The 21,073-nt window shown below is 66.3% G+C and carries 22 protein-coding genes and 1 tRNA gene; 7 read left to right on the top strand and 16 right to left on the bottom strand.

The annotated features are described in order from the left end of the window. Positions 1-16 precede the first annotated feature (16 nt). Together C0V74_RS00355 and C0V74_RS00350 are read left to right on the top strand one after the other, a co-directional pair. On the top strand, positions 17-544 hold the full coding sequence (locus C0V74_RS00355; RefSeq protein WP_143250174.1) for an NUDIX hydrolase: 528 nt from the start codon (positions 17-19) through the stop codon (positions 542-544). Between the two features lie 2 nt (positions 545-546). Beyond that, positions 547-1,329: an SDR family oxidoreductase gene (locus C0V74_RS00350; protein WP_143250173.1), complete on the top strand. Its 783-nt coding sequence runs from the start codon at positions 547-549 to the stop codon at positions 1,327-1,329. 40 nt (positions 1,330-1,369) lie between these two features. On the opposite strand, the gene C0V74_RS00345 is transcribed toward C0V74_RS00350, so the two are convergent. Both C0V74_RS00345 and C0V74_RS13200 read right to left on the bottom strand, forming a co-directional pair. After that, the gene (locus C0V74_RS00345; RefSeq protein WP_143250172.1) at positions 1,370-1,588 is read right to left on the bottom strand and encodes a PspC domain-containing protein; all 219 of its coding nucleotides are present in this window, start codon (positions 1,586-1,588) and stop codon (positions 1,370-1,372) included. Continuing rightward, entirely contained in the window at positions 1,585-1,707 is a 123-nt protein-coding gene (locus C0V74_RS13200; protein ID WP_282595924.1) for a hypothetical protein, read from the bottom strand. The genes C0V74_RS00345 and C0V74_RS13200 overlap by 4 nt, the downstream gene beginning before the upstream one ends. 229 nt (positions 1,708-1,936) lie before the next feature. Between C0V74_RS13200 and recF the strand changes: the two genes are divergently transcribed. Further along, on the top strand, positions 1,937-3,001 hold the full coding sequence (gene recF / locus C0V74_RS00340) for a DNA replication/repair protein RecF (protein WP_143250171.1): 1,065 nt from the start codon (positions 1,937-1,939) through the stop codon (positions 2,999-3,001). Here recF and C0V74_RS13070 read toward each other — a convergent pair. Genes C0V74_RS13070 through C0V74_RS00320 form a run of 4 tightly spaced genes read right to left on the bottom strand, consistent with a single transcriptional unit; the run spans position 2,998 to position 5,002 of the window. Continuing rightward, positions 2,998-3,294, bottom strand: a complete 297-nt coding sequence (locus C0V74_RS13070; protein WP_246845014.1) for a hypothetical protein — start codon at positions 3,292-3,294, stop codon at positions 2,998-3,000. The two genes, recF and C0V74_RS13070, sit on opposite strands and share 4 nt — an antisense overlap. Before the next feature lie 31 nt (positions 3,295-3,325). Continuing rightward, positions 3,326-3,592, bottom strand: a complete 267-nt coding sequence (locus tag C0V74_RS00330; RefSeq protein WP_143250170.1) for an accessory factor UbiK family protein — start codon at positions 3,590-3,592, stop codon at positions 3,326-3,328. Positions 3,593-3,644: 52 nt separating this feature from the next. Continuing rightward, positions 3,645-4,196, bottom strand: a complete 552-nt coding sequence (locus tag C0V74_RS00325) for a TspO/MBR family protein (protein ID WP_143250169.1) — start codon at positions 4,194-4,196, stop codon at positions 3,645-3,647. Then, positions 4,193-5,002: a TlyA family RNA methyltransferase gene (locus C0V74_RS00320; RefSeq protein ID WP_210413421.1), complete on the bottom strand. Its 810-nt coding sequence runs from the start codon at positions 5,000-5,002 to the stop codon at positions 4,193-4,195. Before C0V74_RS00320 ends, C0V74_RS00325 begins: the two co-directional genes overlap by 4 nt. Positions 5,003-5,054: 52 nt before the next feature. Between C0V74_RS00320 and C0V74_RS00315 the strand changes: the two genes are divergently transcribed. Then, positions 5,055-5,582, top strand: a complete 528-nt coding sequence (locus tag C0V74_RS00315; protein WP_131623644.1) for a hypothetical protein — start codon at positions 5,055-5,057, stop codon at positions 5,580-5,582. Between the two features lie 34 nt (positions 5,583-5,616). Here the strand turns inward: C0V74_RS00315 and C0V74_RS00310 are convergent, their stop codons facing one another. Then, complete coding sequence (locus tag C0V74_RS00310) at positions 5,617-6,084, bottom strand: NUDIX domain-containing protein (RefSeq protein WP_143250167.1); 468 nt, start codon at positions 6,082-6,084, stop codon at positions 5,617-5,619. 453 nt (positions 6,085-6,537) lie between these two features. Between C0V74_RS00310 and C0V74_RS00305 the strand changes: the two genes are divergently transcribed. After that, positions 6,538-7,614, top strand: coding sequence for a branched-chain amino acid aminotransferase (locus tag C0V74_RS00305; RefSeq protein WP_143250166.1), 1,077 nt, complete (start codon positions 6,538-6,540; stop codon positions 7,612-7,614). Here C0V74_RS00305 and C0V74_RS00300 read toward each other — a convergent pair. From C0V74_RS00300 to C0V74_RS00275, 6 genes are read right to left on the bottom strand one after another with little or no spacing between them, the layout of a single operon-like run. Continuing rightward, positions 7,611-8,675: an FAD-dependent monooxygenase gene (locus C0V74_RS00300; protein ID WP_143250165.1), complete on the bottom strand. Its 1,065-nt coding sequence runs from the start codon at positions 8,673-8,675 to the stop codon at positions 7,611-7,613. The two genes, C0V74_RS00305 and C0V74_RS00300, sit on opposite strands and share 4 nt — an antisense overlap. Then, positions 8,675-9,328 (bottom strand): methyltransferase domain-containing protein, encoded by a 654-nt coding sequence (locus C0V74_RS00295; RefSeq protein WP_143250164.1) that lies wholly within the window; start codon positions 9,326-9,328, stop codon positions 8,675-8,677. Before C0V74_RS00295 ends, C0V74_RS00300 begins: the two co-directional genes overlap by 1 nt. Positions 9,329-9,361: 33 nt before the next feature. Beyond that, entirely contained in the window at positions 9,362-10,417 is a 1,056-nt protein-coding gene (locus tag C0V74_RS00290; RefSeq protein ID WP_143250163.1) for a type III polyketide synthase, read from the bottom strand. Positions 10,418-10,477: 60 nt separating this feature from the next. Next, on the bottom strand, positions 10,478-12,544 hold the full coding sequence (locus C0V74_RS00285) for an NAD(+) synthase (RefSeq protein WP_143250162.1): 2,067 nt from the start codon (positions 12,542-12,544) through the stop codon (positions 10,478-10,480). After that, the gene (locus C0V74_RS00280) at positions 12,541-13,065 is read right to left on the bottom strand and encodes a CinA family protein (protein WP_143250161.1); all 525 of its coding nucleotides are present in this window, start codon (positions 13,063-13,065) and stop codon (positions 12,541-12,543) included. The genes C0V74_RS00285 and C0V74_RS00280 overlap by 4 nt, the downstream gene beginning before the upstream one ends. Positions 13,066-13,113: 48 nt before the next feature. Continuing rightward, positions 13,114-14,121, bottom strand: coding sequence for a DNA topoisomerase IB (locus tag C0V74_RS00275; RefSeq protein ID WP_143250160.1), 1,008 nt, complete (start codon positions 14,119-14,121; stop codon positions 13,114-13,116). Between the two features lie 97 nt (positions 14,122-14,218). On the opposite strand from C0V74_RS00275, the gene yghU reads away from it, so the two are divergent. Continuing rightward, positions 14,219-15,097 carry a glutathione-dependent disulfide-bond oxidoreductase gene (yghU, locus tag C0V74_RS00270; RefSeq protein WP_143250159.1) on the top strand — a complete coding sequence of 293 codons (879 nt, stop codon included), beginning with the start codon at positions 14,219-14,221 and terminating at the stop codon, positions 15,095-15,097. 91 nt (positions 15,098-15,188) lie between these two features. On the opposite strand, the gene C0V74_RS00265 is transcribed toward yghU, so the two are convergent. From C0V74_RS00265 to glf, 3 genes are all read right to left on the bottom strand, one after another. Continuing rightward, a tRNA-Gln gene (locus C0V74_RS00265) sits at positions 15,189-15,263 on the bottom strand. A 78-nt stretch (positions 15,264-15,341) separates the two neighbouring features. Beyond that, positions 15,342-16,322 carry a nitronate monooxygenase family protein gene (locus tag C0V74_RS00260; protein ID WP_143250158.1) on the bottom strand — a complete coding sequence of 327 codons (981 nt, stop codon included), beginning with the start codon at positions 16,320-16,322 and terminating at the stop codon, positions 15,342-15,344. A gap of 89 nt (positions 16,323-16,411) precedes the next feature. Then, positions 16,412-18,748 carry a UDP-galactopyranose mutase gene (gene glf / locus C0V74_RS00255; protein WP_246844900.1) on the bottom strand — a complete coding sequence of 779 codons (2,337 nt, stop codon included), beginning with the start codon at positions 18,746-18,748 and terminating at the stop codon, positions 16,412-16,414. Positions 18,749-18,826: 78 nt separating this feature from the next. Here glf and C0V74_RS00250 point away from each other — a divergent pair, with 78 nt between their 5' ends. Further along, entirely contained in the window at positions 18,827-21,034 is a 2,208-nt protein-coding gene (locus tag C0V74_RS00250) for a family 1 glycosylhydrolase (protein WP_246844899.1), read from the top strand. Positions 21,035-21,073 lie beyond the last annotated feature (39 nt).

The raw sequence follows: 21,073 nt of genomic DNA, 5'->3' as shown, positions 1-21,073 counted from the left end.
CCCAACCTGCCGCCCGATGCGGAAGGCGCCGGAGGAGGTCGTGTGGGAAGGCCGCTTCATCGTCGCGCGAAAGCGCGGGCGGTGGGAGTACGTCAGCCGGGCGCGCGGCATCCGTGCGGCGCTGATCGTGGCGATCGATCAGGGTCACGTGTTGCTGGTCGAGCAGTTCCGCGTGCCGATGGGGCTCCGCTCGCTCGAGCTGCCGGCTGGCCTTGTCGGCGACGCCGACGATGCGGACGAGGAAACCGAAACCGCCGCGCGCCGTGAACTGGAGGAGGAGACCGGCTACCGCGCTGGCCGCATGGAAGACTGCGGCCAGTTCTTTTCCTCGCCCGGGATGTTGTCGGAAAGCTTCTACCTGTTCCGCGCCAGCGGCCTTACGAAAGTCGGCGACGGCGGCGGGACGGATAGCGAGGATATCACCGTCCACCGCGTGCCGCTGGACGAAGTGCCCGCGTTCGTCGAAGAACGGCGCCGGGCGGGTGTCGGGATCGACGCCAAGCTGCTGCTCCTCTTGGGAGCATCGATCATCGGGAGAGGGTGACTATGAGTGGACGGGTAGCGGGCAAGCTGGCGCTGGTGACGGGCGCGGCGCAAGGATTGGGCGCGGCGCACTGCCAGGTGCTCGCATGTGAGGGCGCGCGGGTGCTGTGCACCGACGTCAACGGCGCCGGGGCGGAAGCGACCGCCGCCGCGATCAACGATGCGCACGGCGCGGGCACCGCCTTCGCCATGCAGCACGATGTCACCAGCGAGGATCAGTGGAACGCCGCGATCGAGATGGCGCGGGACCAGCTCGGCGGACTGTCCGTACTGGTGAACAACGCGGGCGTCGGCGTCCGCGGCAACATCGAGACCTGCACGCTCGAAGATTGGCGCCGCGGCTTCGCGATCAACGTCGAAAGCGTGTTCCTGGGCTGCCAGAAGGCCCTGCCGCTGATGAAGGACAACCAGCCCGGGTCGATCATCAACATCAGCTCGATCGCCGGCCTGATCGCGAGCGACACGATGCCCGGTTACAATGCCAGCAAGGCGGCGGTGTGGATGCTGTCGAAATCGGTCGCGCTCTATTGCGGCAAGATGGGGTGGAATATCCGCTGCAATTCGGTCCACCCGACGTTCGTCGACACGCCGATCCTCGACGGGATGGTCGCGAGTTCGGGCCGCGAGAAGAGCGTGATCATGGACAAGCTGGCTCGCCAGATTCCGCTCAAACGGGTCGGGGAACCCCGGGAGATCGCCGATGGCGTGCTGTTCCTCGCCAGCGACGAAAGCAGCTTCATGACCGGGGCGGAGCTAAAGCTCGACGGCGGCATCAGCGCGATGTGAGGCGGCATGAGAAAGGGCGCGGAATACCCCCGCGCCCTCCTCAGTCAGCGATCAATGCGATCGCCAGATAGATCAGGACAAACGATCCAAGACCGATGATCGTGCCGATTGCAAATACGGCGCGGACGATCATGGGATCGATCCCGAAGTGGAGGCCGATCCCGGAACACACTCCGAAGATCTTGCCATTGGCGCGGTCGAGGCCGAACCCCGATCGCACGGGGGTCACAGCGGGGCGCTGGCGGTCGATGGCGCTCATGCCATGACGCCCGGGAGCAGCGCACCACCGTTTGCGGGAGCGATTGCCATCGACAGCATCACGAGGGTGAAAGCGGCTGACATGAGAGCGGCACCGAGCTTGTTGTTGAGTACGGGCATTTCCTGATTTCCTTGTCCAAGCGTTCCATCGGACCATCCGGTGGATGCCGCATACTTCGCAAGCAGCGTGCCAATTCGCGAAAACCGCATAATTCCGCCATTTTCGGTCTCGGTCCGATGTCTGCGCGATTAACGTCGCGCTCATCATCGGGAAATTTTACCAACAGTTGGTATCGGCGAAATGGCGGCTGGCGGCAGCGGTGCCGCACCGCTAACCGGGGCACTTACGATGGCCCTTGACCGCATCTCCCTGTCCCGCTTTCGCAACCATCGCGAAACCACGCTTGAGGGTGCGCGCGGCTTCAATCTGCTGGTGGGCGAAAACGGCGCCGGCAAAACCAACGTGCTCGAAGCGCTCTCGCTGCTTGCCCCCGGACGGGGTTTGCGCCGCGCGGCTCTCACCGAGATGGCCTCCGCCGCAGGGGACGGTGGATTTGCGGTCGGCGCGTCGCTGGGCACGGACGAAGTGCGCCTTGGCACCCTGATCGATCCGGTCCGGCCCACCCGCCGGCTGGTGCGGATCAACGGCGCGGAGGCGAGCGCGGTCGCGCTGGGCGAATGGCTCGCGCTGTCATGGCTCACACCGTCGATGGACGGGCTGTTCACCGGCAGCGCGGGGGGCCGGCGGCGGTGGCTCGATCGGCTGGCGGTGGCGCTCGACGCCGGTCACGCCCGCAACGCCGCGCGCTTTGAAGCCGCGTTACGCGAACGCAACCGGCTGCTGGCGGGCGAGGCGACGCCCGACCCGCTGTGGCTCGACGGGATCGAGGGCCAGATGGCGGAAGCCGGCTCGGCTCTGGCAACCGGACGGGCCGCGCTGGTGGAGGCCCTCTCCGCCGCGCTAGCCACCCTGCCCCGCGCGCCGTTCGCGCTGCCCGAGCTCGCCTACCGGTCAGGCGGCGCCGCGAGTGCCGAAGCCTGGCGTGCCGCGCGCGCGCGCGACCGGGCGGCGGGGCGGACGCTCGAAGGTCCGCACCGTGACGATCTGGACATCACGATGGCCGGCAAGGGGCAACCGGCGGAGCGCTGCTCGACCGGCGAGCAGAAGGCGATGCTGATCGCGATCACGCTGGCGCACGCCGAACTGGCGGCGCGCGGCCGCACGGGGGTGCTGCTGCTCGATGAAGTGGCCGCGCATCTCGATCCCGTCCGGCGCGCGGCGCTGTTCGATCGGCTGGCGGGAAGCGGCACGCAAGTGTGGTTCACCGGGACCGAAACCGCGCCCTTCGACCCGATCATCGACCAGGCCGCCATCTGGCGCGTGGCCGGCGGCGGGGTCCGGCGGGAGAGTTAGGCGGCCACCGGCGTCACCATGTCGGCGCAATCTTCGCACGCCACTCCCGATCCGGCCTTCGCCGCGATCCGCTCGCGGGAAGCGGCGACCGTGCCGCTGCGGGCGCGGCCCATGCTCCAGTTGGCTTGCATGCGGGCTTGCGGATTGGGCGCGCACCAGATTTCGCCGGTCGCGTCGATCGCGGTGATCCACAGCAGATTATGCTCAGGACCGTAGTCGATCAGACCGGTGGCGAGACCGTCGCCCTTGTCGAGGACGTGCAAGGGGAGCGGCGGGTTAAGCTGAGTGAAGATGGTGGAACGATCCTTTCCACCTAAACCTCGATCAGGAACCAGCGTTCCCGCCCGCCGCCAGCCTGGCTTCGAGTGCGGCGATCCGGTCCGACAGCCGTTCGTTTTCCTCGCGCGCGCGGGCGGCCATGTCCTTGACCGCGTCGAATTCCTCGCGGGAAACGAAGTCCAGCCCGCCGACCGTCTCACGCACCCGTTCCCGCGCGCCTTCGCGCGCTTCGCGGGCCATGCCCGCGGCGGTCCCGGCAGCCGCGTTGGCCAGCTTGACGAAGTCGGAGATCAGATGATTTTCGCTTTGCATAAGGCGCTATGTGGCCGCTGCCCCGGCGCCCCGCAAGTGAGATTCCGGCGCGTCAGATCTCGTACCGCTGCGCCGCCCCGCTCTCCTGCCCCAACCCGCCTTCGGGATTGGCGCGCAGGAACTCGTAATTGAGCAAGGTCGCGAAGGCGATCCAGGCCAGATACGGCAGCAGCAGCAGCGCCGCGCTTCGCCGCACGCGCCAGAACAGCACGATGGTGACGATCACCAGCACATCGAGCACCGCGATCACGATCAGCGCCGTGCTGATCTGCTGCATCCCGAAGAACGTCGGCGACCACGCGAGGTTCACCGCCAACTGCACCGCGAATGCGATGATCGCGGCTGTCCGCCCGCGCGCGCCCCACGCGGCGCAGACGATCGCCAGCGCCAGCCCCATCATGACGTACAGGATCGTCCACACGATCCCGAACCACATCGGCGGCGGGAAGATGTCAGGCTTGGCGAGCGCCTGGAACCACGGGCTGTCGGCGCTGCTGCCGGCGCGGCCGGACAGGAACCCGAGCAGCAGCACCAGCGGCACGGTGAACAGCGCCCAACGCATCAGGCTCGCGCGCAGTTGTCGCCTCGATGCCAATCCGGTCATTCCACTTCCCCTGATTCGCCCTGGGTCGCGACGCTTGCTTCGTCTTGGCCGAGCGCGGCGGCGGGCGCAACGTGGCCCCGGCGCGCGGCCACCAGGAACTCGACGTTGCCTTCGGGCCCGGTGATCGGGCTGGTGGTGAGACCGTCCACCGTCCAGCCGCCGGCGGTGAGCCATTCGCGGACCTCGCCGCACACCCGCGCATGCAGTTCAGCCGCGCGCACCACCCCGCCCTTGCCCACTTCCTCGCGCCCCACCTCGAACTGGGGCTTGATCAGCGCGACCAGCCGGCAGTCGGGCGCGGCGAGCGACAGCGGCCGCTCGAGCACCTTGGCGAGGCTGATGAACGAGGCATCGCACACCACCCAGTTGCACGGCGCGTCGATCTGCTCGGCCGTCAGGATGCGCGCACTGGTCTGTTCCAGCACCGCCACGCGGGGGTCCTGCCGCAGTTTCCAGGCGAGCTGGTTGGTGCCCGAATCGACCGCGAACACCCGCACCGCCCCGCGTTGCAGCAGAACGTCGGTGAATCCGCCGGTCGAGCTGCCGATATCCATCGCGGTGGCCCCAGCCGGATCGAGCGCGAACACGTCCAGCGCGTGGGCCAGTTTGATCCCGCCGCGCGAAACCCACGGGTGGTCGCGCCCGCGCACCTCGATCGCGGCGTCCTCCGCCAGCGATTGACCGCTCTTGGACAGCTTGGTTTCGCCCGAGAACACGAGGCCCGCCATGACCAGCGCCTGCGCGCGCGTGCGGCTTTCCGCCAGCCCGCGGTCCACGAGCAACTGGTCGAGGCGCTTCTTTCCCATTGGCACCGCATCGCCTAGCGTGCGTTGAACTCCGCGGGAACAGGGAGAAATCATGCAGTTTCGCCGCTCGATCACCATTGCGCTACTTCTGGGCACCGCGGCGTGCGTGGCGCCCAGGCCCGCGCCCACGCCCACGCCTCCGGTGCAGCAGCCCGTCGCCCGGCCTACCCCGGCCCCGTTGCCCGCGCCCGCGTTCACCAACTGGATCGACGCGCCGCAGACCCCGGGCGACTGGCGCTACAGTCCCGTCAGCGGCGGCAGCGAGGCGCGCTTCGGCGAAGCCGCCAGCGAGCCGCGCTTCGCGATGCGCTGCGTGCCTGCGTCCCGATCGGTGGAACTGATCCGCGCCGGCAACTTCGCTGCATCAGCGCCAGTCACCGTGCGCACCGAATTCGACAACCGCGCGCTGGCCGGTTCCCCCGTGAACGGCGCGATGCGCGTGGTGCTGGCCGCCAGCGATCCGCTGCTCGATTCGATGGCGCTCTCGAAAGGCCGGTTCGCGATCGAGGTGGCCGGCGCACCCCCGCTCTATCTGCCGAGCTGGCCGGAAGTCACGCGAGTGATCGAAGACTGCCGCTAACCGCGCGACACTGGACCCCTGGCGGGACGCCGCGCTAGCCGGTGACCGCCAGATGGCGCACATCGCGCCACGTCGCGGTTCGCAGCGCATCGCGAACGATGGCGGGTTTCACGTCTGCCGTGAAGAATTGGCCGGGCGAGAGCCACACCTGTTCAAGGTGCTCCTCCCGGCTGGAGACCTGTTCCCGATCGAGCGTGACTTCGAAATAGTGTTCGAGCGTCTGCACCTCGTGAGACCCGGACCGGAAGCGGTTTTCCACGACGAACCGATAGTGCGCGGAAACGACCCGCGCGCTCGTCTCTTCCTCGAACTCGGCCCGCAAGCGCGCCTGGAAGCTGTCCCCCAGTTCGTACTCACCGCCGATGAAGGCATTGTGCGCGTTCGGCCCATCGGTTGGACGCTGGACGAGAAATCCGCGATCGGAAATGACGATGGCGCGCACGGAAGCTCGCACCAGCTGGCGCGCGGCCACCGCCGCGAAAAAGCGTTCTTCCCTGCTCATTGCCGAAGGTCTGGCAAGCTTCGTTACGCCCTGCAAGCCGCCCGCTCAGCAAGGCGCCAGCGCGTTGTGCAGGACCGGAGCGCGAACCACCGATCCTGACAGTGAAAAACTCCATTTCAAGTCTTGTGTTCGCCGGCTGTTCGACTCACATTGCGCCTTGAGGCCAGCGATACACGCGGCTCTCGGCCCCAGGTGAAACAGGGGTCTGGCTATCCAGCGCGAAAGGAGGTGACCGATGTCTCATGGTTCAGCAGGGAGGTCGGTGTCGACCCTCGCGGAGCATTATCGGTAGTCTTCTTCGCCGATAGAGGCTTCGTGGGCGGCCGCACTGGCCGCTGACCATGCGAAGGGCGGTTCTTGCTTGGCAGGAGCCGCCCTTCTCATTTGTACCATACGGGGCGCGCCGGGACGGCTGATCTTGCGCCCATGCTGCTGCGCTACTAACCGCCGCGCATGGATTTCGCGCACCTGCCCCACCCCGCTCCCGTCCCCGGCGAAACTCGCGCCCAGGCCATTGCCGACCCCGGCTTCGGCTCGGTGTTCACCGATCACATGGTCACGATCGATTACCATGCCGAAAAAGGCTGGCACTCGCCGCGGATCGGCCCGCGCGAGCCGCTGATCATCGATCCCGCGTGCGCGGTGCTGCATTACGCGCAGGAAATCTTCGAAGGGTTGAAAGCCTACCGCCACCCCGATGGTAGCCTGGCGATGTTCCGTCCCGAGGTGAACGCCGCGCGGCTCAACCAGTCGGCGGATCGGCTGGCGATGCCGCGCTTGCCCGAAGACCTGTTCATCGCCGCCTGCCGCGAACTGGTGCTGAAGGATCGCGACTGGTTTCCCACCGTCGATGGCGGCTCGCTGTACCTGCGTCCCTTCATGTTCGCGTCGGAGGCGTTCCTGGGGGTGCGGCCCGCGCGCGAATACAAGTTCCTGGTGATTGCCAGCCCGGTGGGCAATTACTTCAAGTCGGGCGCGCCGGCGGTGTCGATCTGGGTCAGCCAGGACTATGTCCGCGCCGCCCCCGGCGGCACCGGCGCGGCCAAGACCGGCGGCAATTATGCGGCGAGCCTGGTTCCGCAGGCGGAGGCGATCGCCAAGGGGCACGACCAGGTGGTGTTCCTCGACGCGGTGGAACGCCGCTGGATCGAGGAACTGGGCGGCATGAACCTGTTCTTCGTGTTCGACGATGGCAGCGTGATCACCCCCCCGCTCGGCGGCACGATCCTGCCCGGCGTCACCCGCGACAGCCTGATCCAGCTGCTGCGCGACGAGGGGCTGACTATCCGCGAGGAACGCTACGCGATTGACCAGTGGCGAGCCGATACGGCGTCCGGCCGTCTGGTGGAGACGATGGCGTGCGGCACCGCGGCGGTGGTGACCCCGGTCGGCAAGGTCGCCGCGCCGGACTTTGAATTCACCATCGGGTCAGGCGGTCCCGGCCAGCTGACGACGCGGCTGCGTGAGCGGCTGGTCGGCATCCAGCGCGGCGAGCAACCCGATCCGCACGGCTGGGTGGTCGCGCTCTAGATCCGGGTCAGCGCCATGGCGGCGCGCGCCAGCATCGGCGCTTCGCCCGCCAGCGCCGCCAGCAGCCGCGCACCGAGCGGGCGTTCGGCGGTTGCCCATACGAGCTGCGCGGTCCTGACCGGGCGCCACGCGCGGCGAGCGAAGCGCCGCTGGAAACGGGGCGCGCTTTCCCCCGCCAGCCACGCCTTCGCGGCGAGTTCACCGCTGGTCATTGCGATGGCCATCCCCTCTCCCGCCAGCGACGGGATTACCGCCGCCTGATCTCCCAGGCGAAACAGACCGCTCTCCGTATCCCGCGCAATCCACCCGTAAGGCACCGAGCCGACGGTATCGATGGGCAAGTCCGTGCCGGCAAACGCCATCCGCTCAGCGAAGCGCGGGTGCGCGCCGGCGAGGTGGTCAAGCAGCGCGCGGGGGTCGCCGCCCGCCGCCGCCAGCCGCGATTTGCGCAAGGCCAAGCACACGTTCGCGGAGCCATCTTCCTGCAGGACGATGCCGGCATAGCCGCCATCGAACAGGTGCAACTCGATCCGCCCGCGCAGGAGAGAATGCAGTCCAGCCTGGGCCGGCAGGCGTATGCGCAGGCCCAGCGCGGGGTCGCTAGCGGTGCGTGGTCGCGGCTCGCCGCGCACGTCGTGCTTGCCGGTCGCCAGGAAAATCGCCTCTGAAGGCCACTCGCGGCTGTCGCCCTCGATTGCGCCGGGCCGGACCGCGCGCGCCCGCTCGATCACCAGCCGCGCCCCATCTGCCATCGCCCGAGCGCGCAGAGCCGTATCGAGCGCCCGGCGCGACAACCCGAACCCGGCCGCCGGCAGGGGCGCGACAGCCACGTGCCTCCCGGCGATCAGCGCCAGCGTGTGGACCGGGTGGCCGCCAAGCTCCGCCGGATCCGCCCCGATCGCCCGCAGCCGGTCGGCACTCCGCCATGACAGGAACCCGCCGCACAGCGCGTCCCCCACCTGTGCATCGCGGTCCATCAGCACCGGCTCCGCGCCAGCCCTCGCCAACACGATCGCGGCGATGCTGCCGGCTGGCCCCGCACCCAAGACCAGCGGCGGCATCAGCGCACTTTCTCCACGCACAGGCGAAACGGAAACTGGCGGAACACCCGCGCCCCTTGCACGCCGGCCTCCGCCAGGAGCGGGGGCCACTCGGGAGGCCGGTAAGACCGGGCGATCGACAGATGGCCGTCATGCCGCACGATCGGGTGCCACCGCATCACACCGGCGAGCAGCGGCCAGCCGGCATAGGCAAAGCCGTGGCGGTGCAGGTCATTGACCAGCCACCCGGCCCGCGCCTCCCGCTCCATGAACTGCAGGAACGCGACCAGTTGCTCGCGGGTCATGTGATGGGCGACCAGGCTGGAGATGACGCAATCCCACCCTTCGCCCGCCAGCTCGGCATAATCGCCGGTGCGATACTCGATCCCAAGCTCGGCCGGGGTAACGTCGCGCGCCGCGCTGACGCTGCGGGAATTGAGATCGACCCCGGTCAACCGCGCTTCGATGCCGCGCCGTTTCGCCCACTTCGCGATCCTGCGCAGCATGTCGCCGTCACCGAAGCCGACATCGAGCAGGTTGAACCTTTTGTGCGTGCCGATGGCGCGCTTCAGGAAGGCCAGCGTCGGCCGCCGCGCGAGGGTGACCGTGTTGACCCGCGCCAGATCGTGCAACACCCGGGTGTAAGTGCCCGCGTCCAGGGCGGGGTCGTCCATCAGCTCTTCGCGAGGGGACCGTTCGCTCAGCACTCAAGCAGAGCCAGCATCGCGCCAGCCGAAGCGGAAGCCCTCCATCGCGAGGCCGGGCCCGAAGGCCAGCGCCACTCCGCTTGGAGGGCGGCGGCGCATGATCTTGCCGAGCGCGAACATCAGGGTGGAGGAACTCATATTGCCGCACATCCGCAGCACTTCGCGGGATTCGTCGAGCGCGGTGGCGGGCAGGTGCAGGCCCTTTTCCACCGCGTCCAGGATCGACCGGCCGCCCGCGTGAACCGCCCAGCCCTCGATCTCGTGCGGCACGGCACCGCCGGTGATCCGCTCCTGCACCCCAGGGTTGGCGAGCGCGGCGGCGATCCGCCCGGGCACTTCCCCCGACAGTCGCATGTGGAAGCCCGTGTCGCCGATGCGCCAGGTGATCAGTTCCTCGCTGTCCTCCAGCGCTGCTGAGATGCCTTCGCCCAGCTCCAGCCCGGCCCCGTCGCGCGTGACGATCGCCGCGGCGGCGCCGTCACCGAACTGGGCGCCCATCAGCAGGGGTTCGAGATCCATCTCTTCCTGGTGGTGCAGGCTCGACAACTCCACCGTCACCACCAGCACGCGCGCTTCGGGTTGGGAGCGGACGATGTGCCGCGCGGTTCGCAGCGCGGTGACCGCGGCATAGCAGCCCATGAAACCGATCAGCACCCGTTCCACCTGATCGGTCAGGCCTAGCCGGCGCGCGATGATCTGATCGATGCCAGGCGCGACGAAGCCGGTGCAACTGGCAACCACGATGTGCGTCGGTTCGCCGAGGTCCGGCAGCGCGGCTATCGCTTTCAAGGCCAGCTCCGGCGCTTCGCGCGCATAAATCTCCATCCGGGCAGAGGTCGACGGAGACGCTCCGCCATAAAAGCCGACGCCCTGATCGAGCCGCGCATCGTCCTCCGTCAGCACTGACCAGCGATGTTCGATGCCGGACCGTGCCGCCATCCGGTCGTACAGCTTCGCCTCACGGCTGTCCCCAAGGCGCGCCAGCGCCCAGCGGCGATAATCCTGCTCGAAATCGAGGTGAGGGACTGCGGTCGCAAGTCCCGTGATCGTGGCCATGAAGTGCAGGTGTCCGTCGCTAGTTGAAACTAAAACGCGGCGCGCTGCGCTTTGTGCCGGTTATCCCAACGGCGGCAGGCCTGCTCGCAGTTCATCCACCCACACGTCGGCAACCGCATCGGACGGCGCGCGCCAGTCACCGCGCGGGCTGAGCGCTCCGCCGGCGCTGACCTTCGGGCCATTGGGCATGGCGCTGCGCTTGAACTGGGCGAAGCCGAAGAAGCGCTTGCAGAAGCTCTCCAACCAGCGCGCGATCGTCGCGAGGTCATAGGCATTCTTCAGGTGTTCGGGAAACTCGGCCGGCCAGCGACCGCTCTGCGCATCGCGCCAGGCGTGCCAGGCAAGGAATGCGACCTTGCTGGGCCGCTGCCCGAAGCGGATGATGTGATGCATGAAAAAGTCGTTGAGCTCGTACGGACCGATCTTGTCCTCGGTGCTCTGCATCTCGCCGTCTTCGCCGGCTGGGATCAGTTCGGGGCTGATCTCCTGCCCCACGATCGCGTCGAGCACCGCGTCGGTCGCGGGATCGAACTGGTTGGTGCGCGCGGCCCAGCGGATGAGGTACTGGATCAAGGTCTTGGGCACGCCGGAGTTCACGCCGTAGTGACTCATCTGGTCGCCCACGCCGTAGGTGCACCAGCCCAGCGCCAGCTCGCTCATGTCGCCAGTGCCGATGACGAACCCGTTGTGATGACCTGCCAGGCGGAACAGATAGTCGGTCCTCAGACCCGCCTGCACGTTTTCGAACGTGACGTCGTACACCGGCTCGCCGCGTCCGAAGGGGTGGCCGATAGCGGCGAGCATCTCTTGCGCGGCCGGTTTGATGTCGATCTCCTCGGCAGTGATGCCAAGCGCGTTCATCAGCTTCCAGGCGTTGGTCTTTGTGCCCTCTGAAGTGCCGAAGCCCGGCATGGTGTAACCACGGATCGTCGTGCGCGGCAGACCCAGCCGGTCGCACACCTTGGCGGCGACGATCAGCGCATGGGTGGAATCAAGCCCGCCCGATACGCCGATGACCATCGAATCCCCGCGGGTCGACTGGAAGCGGCGCATCAGGCCATCGACCTGGATGTTGAACGCTTCGAAGCAATTCGCGTCGAGGCTCTCGATCCGGTTGGGCACGAACGGAAAGCGCCGGACCGGTCGGATCAAGTCGAGATCGCCGCCCGCCGGCTGGTGTTCGAACAGCACCGTGCGGTAGATGTCCTCCGGCCGCCCCTCAGCCTCGCATGCATCGTTCCAGGTCTGCATCCGCATGCGGTCCGCCAGGATGCGCTCGCAATCGATGTCGGCGATGCAGAGTTCGGGCTCGAGCGAGAAGCGCTCGCTCTCTCCCATCAGGTCGCCCAGTTCATAGATCATGCCCTGGCCATCCCACGCCATGTCGGTCGTGCTCTCCCCGTGGCCCGCGGCGGAGTAGATATAGGCCGAAACGGCGCGCGCGCTTTGCGAACGGCACAGCATGTGACGCTCGTCGCTCTTGCCGATGACGATGTTGGAGGCGGAAAGGTTGGCCAGGATGGTTGCGCCCGCCATCGCGGCATAGGTGGATGGCGGGATCGGCGCCCAGAAATCCTCGCAGATCTCGATGGCAAGCTTGAAACCCGGCAGATTGTCCGCCGCGAAGATGAGGTCGGTGCCGAAGGGCACGCTCTCACCGTTCAGCGCGATCTCCAGGCCGGCGATCTGGCGTCCGTTGGCGAACCAGCGTTTTTCGTAGAATTCGCGGTAATTGGGCAGATAGCTTTTCGGCACCACGCCCAGCAGCCGACCGCGGTGGATCGCCAGCGCGCAGTTGTAGATGCGGCCGTTGTGGCGCAGCGGCGCACCGATCACCATCACGGGGACCAGATCGACGCTGGCGGCGACCACCTCCGCCACTCCTGCCTCGACCGCATCGAGCAGCGCGAGTTGCATGTGTAGATCGTCCAGCGCGTAGGACGACAGGCACAGTTCCGGGTAGATCAGCAGGTCGACATGCGCATCATGCGCCCGCCGCGCCTCATCCAGGATCGCCTGGCAATTGAAGGCCACGTCCGCGGTGCGCACCTTGGGCGTGCTGGCAGCGACGCGGACCAGCCCATGCGAATGAAGCGAATAGAACGGGTGGTCGCGGGTCTCGGTCATGTGTCGAGTGCTTCTTCCAGCATCTGGAGCGCGACTTCAAGCGCAGCGAGCCGCACGCCGGCACGGCCGATCGCCCCGAAGTGCTCCTCCCGGTGACAGGTTGTCCCATCGCGGCGGGCGCAGGCGAAGTGTACCAGCCCCTCCTCATCGTCGTCCCCGCCCGGGCCGGCGAAGCCGGTGATCGACAACGCCATGTCGGCGCGAGAGCGGTCAAGCGCGCCTTTCGCCATGGCGAGGGCCACGGTGCGGCTGACGGCATTGTGCTGCTTGATCGTTTCCAGCGGAATGCCGAGCAAGTCGCTTTTCGCTTCTTCCGAATACGTGACGAAGCCGCGCTCGAACACATGCCCCCGCCCGCGCACGTCAGTCAGCAGGGCGGCGAGCAGCCCTCCGGTACAGCTTTCAGCCGTTGCGAGCATTTTTTCGCGCTCATGCGCCTTGTCGAGCAGCTTGCAGGCATGGCGGTCCAGCGCTTCGGGTAAAGCGCCCTCCAGCGTTTCGGCGGTCTTTGGTCCTGTCATCGTCGCTAAACCGTCTGCGCGAACCGCCCGTTCCAAACTGAATGCAGATCAAGTTGCGGACAGCAGCTTGGCCGCCTTGGGACCACTCTCGAGCAACTTGATCAGACCGCGCTCTTCGCCGCTCAACCACTTGGTGGAGCGCGGCAGCTTGAGCCTGGCACGCCACTTGAGCTGCTTGTCCACCAACGCGATGACAGCGGGGTGGATGTAACTCTTGCGCGCCATGGCCGGAGTATTGCCGAGATGTTCGGCCACCTCGGTGGTCAACTGCTTGATCGTCAACGGGCGCTCCGCTTCTGCCAGCAGCCGGAAGGCCAGCACGCTGGCGTGCCAGGTGCGGAAGTTCTTGGCGGTGAAGTGTTCGCCCATCGCATCGCACAGATACGCGTTCACATCGGTCGACCCGACGTTGTGCGCCTCACCCTCATCATCGACCCACTGGAACAGGTGCTGGCCGGGCAAGTCCTGGACCGCGCGGACGAAGCGGGCGAGGCTTTTGTCCGACACGCTCGTCTCGCGCAGCACCCCGCTCTTGGCCTTGAAGCGAAGCTTCAGGTTCGCGCCCGACAGCTTTGCGTGGCGGCGCAGCAGCGTGGTCGCACCGAAGCTCTTGTTCGCCTTGGCGTAACTGGCGTTCCCGACACGGATAACACCCAAGTCAAGCAGACGGACCACGCTGGCGACCGCGCGGTCGCGGGTCAGCTTTCGCCGGGCGAGATCCTTGTCCACGCGCTTGCGCACCTTGGGCAGGAGACGTCCGAACTGCGCGGTGCCGTCGAACTTCTCGGCTTCCTGCTGCGCGCGGAATTCCGGGTTGTAGCGGTACTGCTTGCGCCCCCTGGCATCGATGCCGGTCGCCAGCAGGTGACCGCAGTCGTCAGGGCAGTACCAGGCATCGGTATATGCCGGTGGCAAAGCAATCTTGTTAAGTCGCTCGATCTCGTCGCGGTCAGTGATGCGGGCGCCATCCGGATCGTAGTACGCCCACCCATGCGCGACTTTCTTCCGGGTAATCCCCGCGCCGGAGTCTTCGACATATTGCAGGGAAGACGCCATTGTCCCGCCCAACGTGCACCGTGGCTGACCGGTTCCGGGTTCTTGCGCTTATGTGAACGAGTACGCATCTTCGGCGCGTTACCAACAGGAGCGCGCGATGGCCGACGATACCTACACCCCGCCTGCAGTGTGGACTTATGACAGTGAAAACGGCGGGGTGTTCGCGGGCATCAACCGACCCACCGCGGGGCCACGCCACGACCGGGAACTGCCGGTCGGCGAGCATCCGTTCCAGCTTTATTCGCTCGGCACGCCCAACGGGCAGAAGGTCACCGTCATGCTGGAGGAGCTGCTCGCCGCCGGCTTCAGCGATGCGGAATACGACGCGTGGATGGTCAACATCCGTGACGGCGACCAATTCGGCAGCGGCTTCACCGCGCTCAATCCCAACAGCAAGATTCCGGCCCTTGAGGATCGGAGCGGGCCGGAGCCGTTCCGCGTGTTCGAAAGCGGCGCGATCCTGGTGCATCTGGCGGAAAAGTTCGACTTCCTGCTTCCCCGCGCGAACCCTGCGCGCGCAGAAGTGCTGAGTTGGCTGATGTGGCAAATGGGCACGGCGCCATTCCTGGGCGGCGGCTTCGGTCATTTCTATGCCTACGCCCCGGCCAAGTTCGAATACGCGATCAACCGCTATGCGATGGAGGCCAAGCGCATTTTCTCGGTCGCCGACAACCGGTTGGGCGAGACAGAGTACCTGGGCGGCAAGGACTATTCGATCGCCGATGTGGCCGCCTGGGGCTGGATGGGCGCCATCATTCGCGGCGATGCCTACAATGACGCCGCGACCTTCCTGTCGATGCACGAATACGCCAACGTCGCGCGCTGGGTGCGCGCCATCGACGCCCGCCCCGCCGCCCGGCGGGGCCGTCTGGTGAACACCGCGGCGATGCCCGAACGGCACGCGGCGAGCGATTTTGATGTCCTCGAACCGTCGCTGCTGGACCGGATTATCTGGAAAACCGACCGCAAAGAGTAACGCCTGCGCGAGGTCGGGCCACGCGGCGCAAAACCCGCGCGTTGCCAGAGCGAGCGATCCGCAGGCGGGTAAGCCGGCGATTAGGTCTGACTGGCTGGGGCGGCAGGATTCGAACCTGCGAATGCCGGTACCAAAAACCGGTGCCTTACCACTTGGCGACGCCCCAGCAGACCGGCGCCCCTATAGCGTGCGAATTCCTTAAGGAAAGGCTCCTGGTGCCCGTCTTGCCCCTCGTGCGGGTGCGTCAGCCAGCGATCCGGTCGATCCGGCTGCGCACCGCTTCGGCCTCGGCCATGATGTTGGCGACCAGTTCCTTGCACGTCGGGACGTCGTGGATCAGCGCCTGGCTTTGTCCAGCGCTCCAGATACCGCCATCCATGTCGCCCTGCCCGTAGACGAGGTCGCGGCCCCGCGCGCCGGCCATCAGGTGCTTGACCTCATCGAAAGTGGTGTTGGGGTTGCGCTGGATAGTGGCCACTTCTTCCGAAACTGCGTTGCGCGCCACTCGCGCCGTGTTGCGGAAAGGTCGTCCGACCAGCACGGTATCAAGTTCCGTGTTCTCCACGATCTTGCGCTTTACGTGTGAATGGATCGCGGCTTCCTGCGTGGCGCAGAATCGGGTGCCCATGTTGACCGCGTCCGCCCCCAGCGCGAGCGCCGCGACCAGTCCCCGCCCGTCGGCCATGCCGCCGCTAGCGACAATGGGCGTTTCGGGAAGCGCATCCACCGTCGCGGGCAGCAGGACCACCAGGCCGACATCGTCTTCACCCGGATGGCCGGCGCATTCGAAACCGTCGATGCTGATCACGTCGACGCCCTTGCGCACCGCGCTTTCCGAATGGCGCACGCTGGTGCATTTGTGGATGACGCGCACGCCGGCCTCCTTGAAGGCAGGAAGGTGGTCGGTGGGCGCCCGGCCCGCGGTTTCGACGATCGTCAGGCCGCTTTCGATGATCGCTTCGCGATACTCATCGTAAGGGATTGGGTTGATCGACGGCAGCAGCGTGAGGTTCACCCCAAACGGCTTGCTGGTAAGCCCGCGGACCTTGTCGATCTCTTCCTTCAGCGCGGTCCCGGAGGGGAACATGTGCGCGGTGATGAAACCCAGCGCACCCGCCTCGGCAACCGCCGCGACCAGCTCTCCGTACCCGACGCCAGTCATGCCACCCATCAGGATCGGGGTTTCGATGCCGAACATTTCGGTGATCCGCGTCTTGAAGGCCATCGCCCGCTCTCCCGTGCAGCTTTACGTTTGCGTCAACCTGCCGTTCGGAGGCGGGCATGGCAAGCGATTTGCGCGGGAGAACGTAACGATCAGGCGGCGGTGGCGATCAACTCGCGCTGTTCGCCCGCTGCGTAGGCGGCTTGCCAGCGACGGAAGGATGCGAGCGCCTGCCCGACGATCTGGTCCATATTGTAATACCGGTACGTCGCCAGCCGTCCCACAAAGGTCACATCGGTTCGCGCGCGGGCCAACGCTTCGTAACGCTTGAACAGTTCCTGGTTCTCCGGGCGAGGGATCGGGTAATACGGATCACCCTCTGCCGCAGGATATTCGCGAGTCACGCTGGTGCAGGGATGATCCTGGCCGGTCAGGTATTTGTATTCCGAAATGCGGGTAAAAGGCACCGCTTCGTCGGGATAGTTGACCGTGCCGGTCTCCTGGTACCACTCCTGCTCCAGCGTCTCGTGTTCGAAGCGCAGCGAACGATACGGCAGTTTCCCGAAGCGGTGGTCGAAGAATTCGTCGATCGGCCCGGTGTAGACGAGGTGCGCGTGCGGATAGATATCGCGAATTTCCCGGTAATCCGTCCCCAGCAGCACATCGATATTGGGATGATCGAGCATCCGTTCAAACATCGCGGTGTAACCGTTCGCGGGCATGAACTGATAGCGATCGGTGAAATAGCGATCATCGGTATTGGTGCGGGTCGGGACCCGCGCGGTCACGCTGCGGTCCAACTCTGACGGATCGAGGCCCCACTGCTTGCGTGTGTACCCGCGAAAAAACGTCTCATACAATTCGCGCCCGACCGCAGCGACCACGACGTCTTCCGAGGTCTCGATGGTCTCGAGCGGCTCCGCGCGGGCAGCGAGGAACTGCTCGACATCGGCATCGCTTTTCAGGTCGAGCCCGTAGAGCATGTTGAGCGTCGTGCGGTTGATCGGCATGGGCACCAGCTGATCATCGACCTGCGCCAGAACGCGATGCTCATACGGCCGCCAGCTGGTGAACTGCGACAGGTAGTCGAAGATTTCAGCGCTGTTGGTGTGGAAGATGTGCGGCCCGTACTGATGGATCAGCACCCCGGCATCATCGAGCTTGTCGTATGCATTGCCCGCGATGTGAGGTCGCCGGTCGACCACCAGCACTCGCTTGCCTTCCTGGCTTGCGAACCGTTCAGCCATCACCGCTCCAGCGAATCCAGCGCCGACGATCAGCACGTCGTAACCGTCCTCGCCCGGGCCGAGTCCCCTGGGCGAAACGATCGAGCTCTGCTTTGCATTCTCGGCGACCCGCTCGTCCACGAGGCGCCACATTGCAGTCACCGTGCGATCCCAGTCCATCGTCGCCAGCGCACGGTCGGCTTTGTCGAGCCAGGTCCCCTGCTTGCCGAGTGCGAGGGCCTTCTCGCAACCATCGATGAAGGCATCTGCCTCGCCGGCGATGAACACGCCTTCCAACTCGCCATAGTGGCGCACGACATCGGTGATCGGGGTGCACACCACCGGACGGCCCGCAGCGAGGTATTCGGGGGTCTTGGTGGGACTGATGAACTTGGTGGCGTCGTTGATGGCAAACGGCATCAATGCGGCATCCCAGCCGCTGAGATACGCAGGCAGATCGGTGTAGTCCTTGCCGCCCAGGTAATGGATGTTGGGGCGGCGCGGCAGGTCGTCTTCGCTAATCTTTACCACCGGCCCGACCATCACCAGCGACCAGTCCGGACGTGCATCGGCCACGGTCGCGAGCAGCTCCAGATCGAGCCGTTCGTCGATGACGCCGTAGAAGCCGAGGCGCGGCCGCGGGAAGCCGGCCTGATCCGCGGGATCGTTCGCGCCCGCACGCGCAGCCGCGAAATGCGGGCCATCGACACTCGAGGGGAACGGATGCACCCGTGCATGGCGGTCCCGCTTGGCCTCGTACAGGCTGTATCCGCCGGTGAAGACCAGATCGGCACGCCCGATCAGTTCGCTTTCCAGCGGCAGCAACTCTGGCGGAGCGAACCGGAAGTTGGCCAGCTCGTCCATGCAATCGTATACGACGCAATCCGCGTTGAGCTGCCGCGAGATCGGCAGCATCATGGGAGTATAATACCACAGGACCATGCGGCCGGTCAGACCGGTGGCGAGATTGTCCAGCAGCTCAGCGAGGATCCGGTTGGCGTCTTCGCCGCTCAACCCTGCCGGCAATTGCGGCGTGATCACGGTAACGCCGCTCGCAGCATCAAGCTGGACCGACAGTTCGGGCGCACCGCCATCGTGGCGTTCGATCGGCTCTTCCCAGAAAAACACCCGGTTGAATTGAGCGAGACGGGTCATGAGGTGCTGCGGGCGTTGGAAAACGAAATTCCAGCGAAGATGGCTGAAGCAGATCAGCGTCCCGCCCATTACGTCCCGCTCACCCGGAACCATGGCCTTGTCCGTCATGTCGAATCCTTGCTGTTGAGTGAAGGGAACCGTTATCTCCCTGCAAGGTTCCGTGGTTATGCCAGTGAAATCAGATACTTGATATTTGTTATTCAGGAACGCGATCGGAGCGAGAACCTGACGGAAATTATCGAAGCCTGGGGCGGCGCCGAGTGCACGGTTAACCGGGTCAACGATGCCTTCGGCGACCAGTTGTGCGCGACCAAGCATGGTTCGCGCGATGGTGACTTCGGTTTAATGGCCACGCTGGGCTTGTCCGCCGTCCGCTTCCCGATCCTGTGGGAGCGAGTGTCTCCTGCGCCGGATCGACCTCCTGACTGGACCTGGACCGACCGGGGTGTAAGCACGCTCCGCGCCTCCGGCATCGGCATTATCGCCGGGCTTATCCATCATGGCAGCGGCCCACGGCATACGTCACTGCTCGACCCCGCCTTTGCGGCCGGCCTTGCGGATCATGCTGCCCGGACGGTGGAGCGATACCCCTGGATCGACGACTGGACGCCGGTGAATGAGCCGCTCACCACCGCGCGCTTTTCAGCCCTATACGGCTTCTGGTACCCCCACCTGACCGACGAACGATCGTTCTGGAAGGCTTTGCTCAATCAAATCGATGCCACCCGCCTGGCTATGCGCGCCATCCGAAGGGTCAATCCGGCGGCCCGTCTGATCCAGACCGAAGATCTTGGCCGAACGTACGCGACCCTCGCTGTGCGAAACCAGGCGGCGTTCGACAACCAGCGGCGCTGGATGAGCTGGGACCTGCTGTGCGGGATGGTCGATGCGCACCACCCGCTGTGGCCGCGCCTGTGCGGGTACGGCCTGCAGGCCCGGCTCGAAGCCATCCACGCCGATCCTTCTCCGCCCGACGTGATCGGCATCAACCACTATTTGACCAGTGACCGCCTGCTTGATCATCGGACCGATAATTATCCTCCGGAAACCGTTGGCGGGAGCGACCGGACCCGGTTCGCCGACGTCGAAGCAGTTCGCGCGCTCGACCCCGGCCCGCAGGGGTTGCGGGGTGCGATCGACGAGGCGTGGAGCCGCTATGGCCGCCCTCTTGCACTTACCGAGGTGCATAACGGTTGCACGCGGGAGGAACAGATCAGGTGGCTGGCCGAAGCATGGGCGGCTGCGCGCGCGGCCCGCGCCCGCGGCGTCGATGTGCGTGCGGTGACCGCCTGGGCGCTGTTCGGCAGCCAGGGCTGGGACACGCTCCTTACGAAGCAAGGCCGGTACGAGCCGGGCGCCTTCGACGTCAGTTCCGGCCATCCGCGCGAGACCGCTTTGGCGAATGTCGTTCGCGCGCGCGGGGCTTTGCCAGCGAATTGCGCCGGTAACGGATGGTGGCGGCGTGACATCCGGCTCGCCTTCCCCCGCGCGGCCGCTCCTGCCCCGATGGCGGTTCACCGTAGGACAAGCGAAGCCGCCAACCGGCCGATCTTGATCGCCGGGGCCACCGGCACGCTCGGTCGGGCATTCACGAGCGAGTGTCATCACCGCGACCTGCCTGCGGTGATTACCGCGCGCGCTGAGCTCGATCTGCTCGACGCCGGCTCCATCGCCTCCGCGATCGAGCGCCATCAGCCGTGGGCGGTCATCAACGCGGCGGGGTGGGTGCGGGTCGATGACGCGGAAGCCGAGAGCGAGGCGTGCCATGCCGCCAACGCCACCGGAGCGATCGCGCTGGCGGAAGCCTGTGCGAAGGAAGGCATCGCAAGCGTCAGCTTCTCCAGCGACCTGGTGTTCGACGGGACTGCAAGTGCCCCCTACTCAGAAGACGCCGCAACGGCGCCGCGCAACGTGTACGGAGCCAGCAAGGCGGCGCTGGAAAGCGCCTTGGCCAAGGTCGATGGCGCCTTGATTGTACGCACGGCGGCGTTCTTCTCGCCGCACGACCGCCACAACTTCGCCGTGCATTGCATCGACACGCTTCGCCGGGGGGAGCGCTTCATGGCGGTCGACGATTGCGTGATATCCCCGACCTACGTTCCCGACTTGTGCCGCGAGACGATCGACCTGCTGATAGATGGTAAAGATGGGATCTGGCACCTCACCAACGACGAACGCATCAGCTGGTATCAGTTCGCGCGGCGCCTGGCTGCGGCGACGGGCTCCGCCGAGGATCTGATCACCGCCATTCCGGCTGCGCAAGCCGCGTGGATTGCAGAACGGCCCGGCTTTTGTCCTCTTACCAGCCACCGCGGACGCACGATGCCGTCGCTCCAGTCGGCCATCGATCGGTTCGCCGGGGTCTATCAAAGCGCGCGGCCCATCGCCGGCTGACTCCCTGAGCCGCTCGAGCGCCAGCCGAAATTCACGGCG

Source organism: Altererythrobacter sp. TH136 (assembly GCF_007065885.1).
GTDB lineage: Bacteria > Pseudomonadota > Alphaproteobacteria > Sphingomonadales > Sphingomonadaceae > Tsuneonella.
The sequence above is the reverse complement of the archived record's forward strand: the minus strand, read 5'-3'. Positions and strand labels throughout refer to the sequence as shown.

Bases quoted from the DNA above. Each gene is read 5' to 3' on its own strand.
- C0V74_RS00355 (WP_143250174.1), top strand. From the start codon at position 17: ATGCGGAAGGCGCCGGAGGAGGTCGTGTGGGAAGGCCGCTTCATCGTC.
- C0V74_RS00350 (WP_143250173.1), top strand. From the start codon at position 547: ATGAGTGGACGGGTAGCGGGCAAGCTGGCGCTGGTGACGGGCGCGGCG.
- C0V74_RS00345 (WP_143250172.1), bottom strand. From the start codon at position 1,588: ATGAGCGCCATCGACCGCCAGCGCCCCGCTGTGACCCCCGTGCGATCG.
- C0V74_RS13200 (WP_282595924.1), bottom strand. From the start codon at position 1,707: ATGCCCGTACTCAACAACAAGCTCGGTGCCGCTCTCATGTCAGCCGCT.
- recF (WP_143250171.1), top strand. From the start codon at position 1,937: ATGGCCCTTGACCGCATCTCCCTGTCCCGCTTTCGCAACCATCGCGAA.
- C0V74_RS00330 (WP_143250170.1), bottom strand. From the start codon at position 3,592: ATGCAAAGCGAAAATCATCTGATCTCCGACTTCGTCAAGCTGGCCAAC.
- C0V74_RS00325 (WP_143250169.1), bottom strand. From the start codon at position 4,196: ATGACCGGATTGGCATCGAGGCGACAACTGCGCGCGAGCCTGATGCGT.
- C0V74_RS00320 (WP_210413421.1), bottom strand. From the start codon at position 5,002: ATGGGAAAGAAGCGCCTCGACCAGTTGCTCGTGGACCGCGGGCTGGCG.
- C0V74_RS00315 (WP_131623644.1), top strand. From the start codon at position 5,055: ATGCAGTTTCGCCGCTCGATCACCATTGCGCTACTTCTGGGCACCGCG.
- C0V74_RS00310 (WP_143250167.1), bottom strand. From the start codon at position 6,084: ATGAGCAGGGAAGAACGCTTTTTCGCGGCGGTGGCCGCGCGCCAGCTG.
- C0V74_RS00305 (WP_143250166.1), top strand. From the start codon at position 6,538: ATGGATTTCGCGCACCTGCCCCACCCCGCTCCCGTCCCCGGCGAAACT.
- C0V74_RS00300 (WP_143250165.1), bottom strand. From the start codon at position 8,675: ATGCCGCCGCTGGTCTTGGGTGCGGGGCCAGCCGGCAGCATCGCCGCG.
- C0V74_RS00295 (WP_143250164.1), bottom strand. From the start codon at position 9,328: ATGGACGACCCCGCCCTGGACGCGGGCACTTACACCCGGGTGTTGCAC.
- C0V74_RS00290 (WP_143250163.1), bottom strand. From the start codon at position 10,417: ATGGCCACGATCACGGGACTTGCGACCGCAGTCCCTCACCTCGATTTC.
- C0V74_RS00285 (WP_143250162.1), bottom strand. From the start codon at position 12,544: ATGACCGAGACCCGCGACCACCCGTTCTATTCGCTTCATTCGCATGGG.
- C0V74_RS00280 (WP_143250161.1), bottom strand. From the start codon at position 13,065: ATGACAGGACCAAAGACCGCCGAAACGCTGGAGGGCGCTTTACCCGAA.
- C0V74_RS00275 (WP_143250160.1), bottom strand. From the start codon at position 14,121: ATGGCGTCTTCCCTGCAATATGTCGAAGACTCCGGCGCGGGGATTACC.
- yghU (WP_143250159.1), top strand. From the start codon at position 14,219: ATGGCCGACGATACCTACACCCCGCCTGCAGTGTGGACTTATGACAGT.
- C0V74_RS00260 (WP_143250158.1), bottom strand. From the start codon at position 16,322: ATGGCCTTCAAGACGCGGATCACCGAAATGTTCGGCATCGAAACCCCG.
- glf (WP_246844900.1), bottom strand. From the start codon at position 18,748: ATGACGGACAAGGCCATGGTTCCGGGTGAGCGGGACGTAATGGGCGGG.